Genomic DNA, 9,083 nt, shown 5'->3' on the forward strand with positions numbered 1-9,083 from the left:
GTGTAAACAAGTGAAATAAAGGTAGCTGCCTTGAATTTCATTCACACGTAAGTGTTGAACCGAAATTCAAAGCAAATCGTATTTACGATGTAAATACTAGGTTAAGCTACAAAGAGCACACGGAGGATGCCTAGGCGCCAGGAGCCGACGAAGGACGTGGCGAACAACGATAAGGCCTCGGGGAGCTGTAAGCAAGCTTTGATCCGGGGATGTCCGAATGGGGAAACCCGGCTGTCTTCATCGACAGTCACTTTCTGCTGAATACATAGGCAGAATAGAGGCAGACCAGGGGAACTGAAACATCTAAGTACCCTGAGGAAGAGAAAACAATAGTGATTCCGTCAGTAGCGGCGAGCGAACGCGGATTAGCCCAAACCAAGGAGCTTGCTCCTTGGGGTTGTGGGACGTCTCACATGGAGTTACAAAGGAACCGGTTAGATGAAGAGGTCTGGAAAGGCCCGCCAGAGAAGGTAAAAGCCCTGTAGTTCAAAACTTGTTCTCTCCGAGACGGATCCCGAGTAGTGCGGGGCACGTGAAACCCCGTATGAATCCGGCAGGACCATCTGCCAAGGCTAAATACTCCCTGGCGACCGATAGTGAAGCAGTACCGTGAGGGAAAGGTGAAAAGCACCCCGGAAGGGGAGTGAAATAGATCCTGAAACCGTGTGCTTACAAGAAGTCAGAGCCCGATCTATGGGTGATGGCGTGCCTTTTGTAGAATGAACCGGCGAGTTACGTTCCCGTGCAAGGTTAAGGTGAAGAGCTGAAGCCGCAGCGAAAGCGAGTCTGAATAGGGCGAATGAGTACGTGGACGTAGACCCGAAACCGGGTGATCTACCCCTGTCCAGGGTGAAGGTGCGGTAACACGCACTGGAGGCCCGAACCCACGCATGTTGAAAAATGCGGGGATGAGGTGGGGGTAGCGGAGAAATTCCAATCGAACCCGGAGATAGCTGGTTCTCCCCGAAATAGCTTTAGGGCTAGCCTCGGAAAGAAGAATCGTGGAGGTAGAGCACTGATTGGGTGCGGGGCCCGCAAGGGTTACCAAGCTCAGTCAAACTCCGAATGCCATAGATTTAGTTCCGGGAGTCAGACAGTGAGTGCTAAGATCCATTGTCGAAAGGGAAACAGCCCAGACCATCAGCTAAGGTCCCCAAGTGTGTGTTAAGTGGGAAAGGATGTGGAGTTGCACAGACAACCAGGATGTTGGCTTAGAAGCAGCCACCATTGAAAGAGTGCGTAATAGCTCACTGGTCGAGTGACTCTGCGCCGAAAATGTAACGGGGCTAAACACACCACCGAAGCTATGGCTTGATGCTTGCATCAGGGGTAGGGGAGCGTTGAATGCGGGTTGAAGGTGTACCGTAAGGAGCGCTGGACTGCATTCAAGTGAGAATGCCGGTATGAGTAACGAAAAGATCTGTGAGAATCAGATCCGCCGAAAGCCTAAGGGTTCCTGAGGAAGGTTCGTCCGCTCAGGGTAAGTCGGGACCTAAGGCGAGGCCGATAGGCGTAGTCGAAGGACAACAGGTCGAAATTCCTGTACCACCGTAATCCGTTATGAGCGATGGGGTGACGCAGTAGGGTAGTGACGCGGACGGATGGATGTCCGTCTAAGCAGTGAGGCTGATGTGTAGGCAAATCCGCACATCGTTAAGGCTGGGCTGTGATGGGGAGCGAAAATTGTAGTAGCGAAGGTCATGATCTCAGACTGCCAAGAAAAGCCTCTAGCCAGGAGAAGGTGCCCGTACCGCAAACCGACACAGGTAGGCGAGAAGAGAATTCTAAGGCGCGCGGAAGAACTCTCGTTAAGGAACTCGGCAAAATGACCCCGTAACTTCGGGAGAAGGGGTGCCTCGGTAGGGTGAATAGCCCGAGGGGGCCGCAGTGAAAAGGCCCAAGCGACTGTTTAGCAAAAACACAGGTCTGTGCGAAGCCGCAAGGCGAAGTATACGGGCTGACGCCTGCCCGGTGCTGGAAGGTTAAGGGGAGTGGTAAGCTCGCAAGAGCGAAGCTATGAACCGAAGCCCCAGTAAACGGCGGCCGTAACTATAACGGTCCTAAGGTAGCGAAATTCCTTGTCAGGTAAATTCTGACCCGCACGAATGGCGTAACGACTTGGGCGCTGTCTCAACGAGAGATCCGGTGAAATTTTAATACCTGTGAAGATGCAGGTTACCCGCGACAAGACGGAAAGACCCCATGGAGCTTTACTGCAGCTTGATATTGAATTTGGGTACGATCTGTACAGGATAGGTGGGAGCCGTCGAACTTTGAGCGCCAGCTTGAAGGGAGGCATCCTTGGGATACCACCCTGATCGTATCTAGGTTCTAACTTGGTACCGTGAACCGGTGCGAGGACAGTGTCAGGTGGGCAGTTTGACTGGGGCGGTCGCCTCCTAAAGAGTAACGGAGGCGCCCCAAGGTTCCCTCAGAATGGTTGGAAATCATTCGAAGAGTGCAAAGGCAGAAGGGAGCTTGACTGCGAGACCTACAAGTCGAGCAGGGACGAAAGTCGGGCTTAGTGATCCGGTGGTACCGCATGGAAGGGCCATCGCTCAACGGATAAAAGCTACCCTGGGGATAACAGGCTTATCTCCCCCAAGAGTCCACATCGACGGGGAGGTTTGGCACCTCGATGTCGGCTCATCGCATCCTGGGGCTGAAGTAGGTCCCAAGGGTTGGGCTGTTCGCCCATTAAAGCGGTACGCGAGCTGGGTTCAGAACGTCGTGAGACAGTTCGGTCCCTATCTGTCGTGGGCGTAGGAAATTTGAGAGGAGCTGTCCTTAGTACGAGAGGACCGGGATGGACGTACCGCTGGTGTACCAGTTGTTCCGCCAGGAGCACCGCTGGGTAGCTATGTACGGAAGGGATAAGCGCTGAAAGCATCTAAGCGTGAAGCCCCCCTCAAGATGAGATTTCCCAATTAGTAAGACCCCTTGAAGACGACGAGGTAGATAGGTTGGGGGTGGAAGTGCAGTAATGCATGGAGCTGACCAATACTAATCGGTCGAGGGCTTATCCTAAGATAAGACGCAAATGAGTTTCGGATCCAGTTTTCAGGGTGTAACCTTGAAGGTATGTAGAAATACATACGAAATACGCATTGAAATTCATTCACACAGCTGTGATGAACCGAGTTTCAATACGGTAGAATTTGCATAGCAAATTCATGTTTGGTGGCGATAGCGGAGGGGTTCCACACGTACCCATCCCGAACACGACCGTTAAGCCCTCCAGCGCCGATGGTACTTGGACCGCAGGGTCCTGGGAGAATAGGACGTCGCCAAGCACGATAAAAAGAGCACAGCCTTAATGGGCTGTGCTCTTTTTGTATACCATAAGGCTTTCGCATTTTGGAAATTATATATACATGAACCCATACATATACTCCATTCCACTAAATTAATAAGATTGGGGGATAACTACAATAAAGCTTACAACACTCTGCATATCGACCGATAGTGAAGTCAAACATAATGAAATTTATAAAGCAGCAAGTCTCCAACAACGGGGAGCCTTGCTGTTTGCCGCTACTGTTTTTTGAGAGGGTGAAAGATTAAAAGTAAGGCTATAAATTTCTAGAGAATAGGTACTTTTGAAGCGAGATAGAAACGTTTTTATTAGAGTTTGAAAAGAAAATTCATAGATTTAGGAGAGAAAAATTCAATTCGAACTGGATTTTTTAGACGAAGAGTCAGAAAAAAATATGAAAAAAATGGTCCTTTATGACTATGGAATAACAATATTTATTACAAAAATAAAGAGTTATTAATTTTGTCTTATGTGAGCTTGATACAAATCCAATCCAATATTTAGGTGATTGAAGAGAGCTGCGGAAAAAGTCGGAATTTGTCGGATGATATCAGGTTGAATTTGTTACATTTATGTTAATGGCAAGTAAAGATAAAATTGTTGTAGGATAAGGGGTTGGGACCTCAATGTAAATCAAAATGAGTTCAGTTTTACAAAATTCGTGAAAACCTGAAATCTTGTTTTAAACTAAATTAACAGATCATGATTGACAGATAACTCATACAAAAAGTGAAATTGTTGCTTTTGAAGTTTGGAAACAAATAACATAATATGGATTTTATTTTATTTTTATGAGCTCTATCAATTTAGCCCTTTTGTCCCATGCCAAGTGGTTTTAAAGTTTGTATATTTAAAAACAGTTAGAAAGTGTTGGAAGAAAAAAAGAGATATAAGGATTTACTGTAAAATTATGAACTGCATAGAGGATGGAGGAATTCTTATGACAACTCGATCACAATCTTGGTTCGCGAAAACAGAGGTCCAACCGACTACGAAGCTCCAACTATTTTGCTTTCCCTACGCCGGTGGTGGTGCTTATATATTTAACTCTTGGAAGTCCAGGTTTGCGCCTGACATTACCGTGTTGCCTATACAACTTCCAGGACGTGAAAGCCGCTCAACAGAAGCTCCAATGGATACTCTTCAAGACATCGTTCAATCGTTGGTTCCAGCTATGGCTCCATACATACATAAGCCGTTCGCTTTTTTTGGACACAGTATGGGGGCACTGATTGCATTTGAAACAGCACGGCAATTGTACAGCAAAACTGGAAAGCTACCTGAGCATATCATCATATCCGGTAAATCCGCACCACATATTCCATATTCCAAAAAACGACTCCATGATTTAGCAGACGATTCTTTCACCGAAGAGCTTCGTTTGATGCAGGGAACACCTGAAGAGGTGCTGCAAAATGCAGAATTGATGCAAATTATTATGCCTCGTCTGCGTGCAGATTTTAAGGTATGTGAAACTTATGTTTATCAGCCGGGAAATCCATTGATATGTCCGATGACTGTTTTAGGCGGAATGAAGGATTTTGAGGTTAGCACAGATTCACTGCATGCCTGGCAACAGCATACGACATCACCTATGGATGTTCGAATGTTCGAAGGTAATCACTTTTTCATCCATGAACAAGAACAAGAGGTTATGAGCACAGTCGAGAACATTCTTTCTACATCCTCGCCGATGGCCCACGCGGCGGGAGCTCATACAGCTTACAACACAAGCACCCTACAACCACGATTCAGACAGAGTTAAATGTCCCACACATCACGATACACTTCGTTATTACCATCTCAGCAACAATCAACAACCAACCCACACCAAGATGCAAATTCCAGCATAGTTCAAAATCGCATTTTATTCTGTACGGATACTCATGCATCCAAACCCAGAGTTTATCTCAACGACGTCCACAGCCAATATAAAAAGTTCGCACTGAAAAAGTGTGGGCAGCGAAAAGAGGGATGCCCTTGTTTCGATTAAATTCTGCTTTTCGGAGACTCGCACGTTATGTAAGGCCGTATAATCTATGGGTTTTCATAACGGTGATCACCTCCTTGTGTTTGGCAGCTATTGACATTATTTTGGGTAAGGCCATTGAGCAAATGGCACAGGGGACATTCTCCTCTACCCAGAACATGATCTATCTGGTTGTTGGTATGACGCTAATTGGAATGCCCTGTAAGTTTGTGATGAGGTACGCTTCAGCGCGATTTAGTGTTAGTGCTCTGCGCGACTTGAGAGGCGATCTCGTACATAAGTTTTGCGATTTACCGGTTTCCAGCGTGGAAAGGAAATTTACCGGAGATTTGGTATCCCGTCTAACCAATAATACGGCAGTATTACAGAACTTTTTTATCCAGCAGTTTGCCAATCTGTTCTATTTACCGCTCGTGTTTACGGCATCACTCATATTGCTTTTACTGACAAGCTGGAAACTGATATTGGCAAGTCTTGCGCTCATGCCAATAGGAATGATCATAACATCACTAATGAGCAAGCCAATTGAAAAATACTCCGCGGATCTTCAGGAGAAAATTGCTCATTTGAACGCTGTGGGGCAAGATGCAATCGGAGGAATCCCTATCGTCAAGGCATTCAATATGCAAGCTGTGCTGTTGAAGAAGTATATGGTGATTATGGAGGAGGTCGTCAAGCGCGGCTTACGGCTAGAAAAGCGCTATGCAGCCATTACTCCGGTAGGTGTGATGATGCTAGCAACACCGATTATTTTGGTCATTGTATACGGAGGATACCTGATACAACATGGAGAGTTGAATGCTGGAGGCATTGTACTTTTTTTATACCTGATTTCGTTCATATTGCAGCCGATTGCCATGCTGCCGACGATCATTTCGCAAATGAAGGAAGCGGGTGGAGCCGCAAAGCATTTGTTTGAGGTGCTGGATTGGCAGAATGAACGTCAGGACGGCGAAATGACCTTGGTAGATCAGAAGCGAGAGAATAGGGCGCCTCATTTGAAAGACGATGCAGATGGGGAAGCCAACCGAATGAGTGAAGGCGGAGCAGAAAGTGATGATGACGTTGATAGTGTTGCTGTAGTCAGCTTTGAGCATTTGACCTTTGGCTACGATGAAGGGAACACAGTGCTGAAGGATATCAGCTTCCAGGCAGGGCAAGGGGATATGGTCGCGATTGTCGGTGCCAGCGGTGGGGGTAAAAGCACGATTTTCAAGCTGCTTTGCGGATTTAATGAACCTGGAGAGCATGCTGGAACCATTCAACTATTTGGAAAGAGTTTGACAGATTGGAATTTAACAAGCCTGCGCAGTCATATTTCGATGGTATCTCAGGAGCCGTCGCTTTTTCCGGCCACCATTGCAGAAAATATCGGATATGGACGTTTGGAGGCGACTCGAGAAGAAATTGTCGAGGCGGCGAAAGCGGCACATGCGCATGATTTTATTGTTCAACTTCCCGAGGGCTATGAAACCCTGTTGAGCGAGCGGGGAGGCGGATTGTCTGGCGGTCAAAAACAGCGTATTTCCATAGCAAGAGCATTATTGAAAAATGCTCCGCTACTTCTATTGGACGAGCCGACTTCAGCACTCGATAGTCAGTCGGAGGCTCAGGTGCAGAATGCGATGAATGCGGTAATGCAAAACCGGACGGTACTGGTCATTGCTCATCGACTGTCAACCGTACGTCAGGCGAACCGCATTATTGTACTCGATCAGGGGAGCATTGTGGAATCGGGTTCTCATGAGGAATTACTGGGTCGTGATGGTGTGTACCGAAAGCTGTATTTGAAAAATTTTGAAGAAGAACAGCATACGGCGGAAAACGGTAATTCGTTGCCTGAGGAAAGGGGTGAGCGTCGTGACCTTCAAGCAGGGGTTTTATGAATTTAAGCAGTTGATGTCCCTGATGAAGCCGCACCAAAAATGGTATTTTACCGGGCTGGTTGGCAATAGTCTGACCAATGCCAGCATCACGATTTTACTTTCTTTTGTGGTGCATTATTTGCTGAATTTCGCGGTTAATGGCAATGTACAGGAGCTATACCGAGCGGTCTATTTGGTCAGTGGTACATTTTTGGCATTAAGTCTTATCTCCCCCCTGTGCAGCTATATGTATAAACGGTGTGTAAAGCTGGCGATTGCTGATGTACGAATGAAACTATTTGGCCACATTGTCAAGCTATCGTACGAAAAAGCCGAAAAACACCATTCGGGTGATCTTGTATCCCGTATGACGAACGATGTACAGGCGCTAGAGCAGGCTTACACCGTTCATATTCGCTCGATTATACTGGAAATTTCGCTTTTCTTGGGCTCGTTGGTCATTTTGATGGCTTTGGATTGGCGATTTGGGATTATGGCGGTTGTACTTGGGCTGGCTTCAGCCTGGATAAATGCTCATTTCGCGAAGAAAATGCGAAAGACGAGTGAAGAGTTACAGGGACGGATGAGCAGGTTCACGGAACGATTGAGTGATTTGCTTTCCGGTTTGCAGACGGTGAAGTTGTTTGGGTTGAGGACGAAGGTAGGTGGACTATGTAACGATGCAAGCGAGGACATCAATCGCATCAGCATCCGGCAGGGACGTCATATGGGCTTGCAGGATATGTGCAATTTTGTCATAGAGTTCATTACGCTGGGCGGTGTGCTTGTCGCCGGATTGATTCTGGTATCGCAGAAGCAAATGGAACTGGGAGTATTGGGACAGATTGTACAACTGCAAACCGGTATTTCAACGGTATTTTTGGAGCTAGGGGCGGCTGTAACACTGTTACAAAACTCCTTGGCAGGCTTGGCGCGTATCCGCGAAATTCTGGATGAGTCGAAGGAAGAGGAACAGTTCCCCGCGGCTAAAAAGAAGGGACCGCTGACTAGGCTTAGCGATCCCGAGACGGCAGCTTTATCAGCCCGTGAATCTGGGGAATTCTATGGCGATGTTGAAACCTTAGGTTCAGACCACGCCATTGAACAGACTCCGGCTGCGCTGGAGCTGCACGACATCACCTTTGGCTATCAGCCTGACCATCCAACGCTGCAAAGGTTAAACTTGGTCGTGCCGGAAGGGCAGGTCACTGCACTTGTCGGTCCGAGTGGTGGTGGCAAAAGCACAGTCATGAAGTTGTTGCTGGGATTTTACCCACCGGATGAAGGTGTGCTGCGGGTTCGTGGTCGTTTGGCAGAAGAATTTCCGTTGGATGAGGTCAGGGATTTGATGGCCTATGTACCACAGGAGGCTACGCTGTTCCACGGTACAGTAGCGGATAATATCCGTTTTGGCTCACCGACTGCCACGGATGAGGAAGTGGAGGCTGCAGCCAAAACAGCCTATGCCAGCGGCTTCATAGCCGAGTTGCCAGAGGGGTACGACACGATTGTCGGTGAACGCGGAGCCAATTTGTCCGGCGGTCAAAGACAGCGGATTGCAATTGCCCGTGCTTTGCTCAAAAATGCACCGATTTTGCTATTGGATGAAGCGACCTCGGCTTTGGATGCAGAATCGGAATATGAAGTCCAGCAGGGCTTAAATGAGTTGATGAAGGATCGTACGACATTAGTTATTGCCCATCGATTGTCTACGATTGAACGGGCGGATACGATCTGTGTCCTTGCCGATGGCGAACTGAAAGAGCAAGGTACCCATGATCAGCTCCTTGCCGAGGGCGGCCATTATGCAGAGCTGTATGAGCTTCAATTTCGAAAGCATCCCGAGGAACAAACCGCATGAATATGCGAATTTCCTTTTTACCAAATATCTATTTTGTGAGGAGAGAGACGG

At 47.6% G+C, this 9,083-nt stretch carries 3 protein-coding genes and 2 rRNA genes; all 5 read left to right on the forward strand.

Translation table 11 applies throughout. The features are described 5' to 3' along the window. Nucleotides 1–99: 99 nt before the first annotated feature. Nucleotides 100–3,027: ribosomal RNA gene (locus MKY98_RS11710) — 23S ribosomal RNA — on the forward strand. 149 nt (nt 3,028–3,176) lie between these two features. After that, nucleotides 3,177–3,293, forward strand: a 5S ribosomal RNA gene (gene rrf / locus MKY98_RS11715). Nucleotides 3,294–4,256: 963 nt separating this feature from the next. Continuing rightward, a complete protein-coding gene (locus tag MKY98_RS11720; RefSeq protein WP_029517088.1) occupies nt 4,257–5,081 on the forward strand; it encodes a thioesterase II family protein in 825 nt (274 codons plus the stop codon). Between the two features lie 215 nt (nt 5,082–5,296). Beyond that, nucleotides 5,297–7,192: an ABC transporter ATP-binding protein gene (locus tag MKY98_RS11725; RefSeq protein WP_081317618.1), complete on the forward strand. Its 1,896-nt coding sequence runs from the start codon at nt 5,297–5,299 to the stop codon at nt 7,190–7,192. Continuing rightward, nucleotides 7,167–9,032 (forward strand): ABC transporter ATP-binding protein, encoded by a 1,866-nt coding sequence (locus MKY98_RS11730; RefSeq protein WP_069012585.1) that lies wholly within the window; start codon nt 7,167–7,169, stop codon nt 9,030–9,032. Before MKY98_RS11725 ends, MKY98_RS11730 begins: the two co-directional genes overlap by 26 nt. Nucleotides 9,033–9,083 lie beyond the last annotated feature (51 nt).

The sequence above is a fragment of the Paenibacillus sp. FSL M8-0228 genome, from assembly GCF_038007385.1.
Taxonomy (GTDB): Bacteria; Bacillota; Bacilli; order Paenibacillales; family Paenibacillaceae; genus Paenibacillus; species Paenibacillus polymyxa_D.